We start from the raw sequence: 652 nt of genomic DNA on the forward strand, positions 1-652 counted from the left end.
TCGACCTGCGGACGCGGCCGTGCGGTGCGGGCGCGATCGGCCTCGCGGGCGAGCGCGGCTTCACGCTCGGTGACACCCGGCACCTGCAGCCGCAGCTTCTTCACCGCCGCGCGCCCCGTGGCCGCCATGAACGCGACCTTGCGCGGGTGCACGCCCTGCAGGTCTTCCGCGGTGATGCGGATGCGTTCGAGCGCCAGGTAGCGGCGCACGAAATCCGCGTTGCGGTCGCCGATGTTGATCGTCGTCATCCCGGCCAGCACGGCCGCGCCCCCGAACACCTTCGCCTCGAAGCGTTCGCGGCGCCCACCGGCCTTGATCATCTCGTTGATCAGCACTTCCATCGCATACGCGCCGTAGCGCATCGATTCCGACGCGGCGGCGCCCGGATCGGCGCCGTCGTCGGGCAGCATGAAGTGGTTCATCCCGCCGATGCCGGCGTACGGGTCGTGCAGGCACGCGGCGACGCACGAGCCGAGCACGGTCATCAGCACCATGTCCTCGGACGTCGTGTAGAACTCGTTCGGCAACAGCTTCACGCCGGGACGGCCGAAGTGGTTGTCGAAGTAGCGATTGGTTGCGATCGGCAGGGCGCTCATCCGCGCTCTCCAAAGGCGGGCGCAGCGCCCGCAGCCCGCGCGCGCACCGGCGACGG

At 70.2% G+C, this 652-nt stretch carries 1 protein-coding gene; it reads right to left on the reverse strand.

Annotated elements, in window-relative coordinates; genetic code table 11:
- The coding region (gene cheD / locus G3N99_RS40885; protein WP_206125271.1) for a chemoreceptor glutamine deamidase CheD at positions 1-596 on the reverse strand (596 nt) is incomplete at its 3' end.
- Positions 597-652: the final 56 nt, after the last annotated feature.

The organism is Burkholderia sp. Ac-20392 (assembly GCF_017104585.1).
Lineage (GTDB): Bacteria > Pseudomonadota > Gammaproteobacteria > Burkholderiales > Burkholderiaceae > Burkholderia > Burkholderia lata.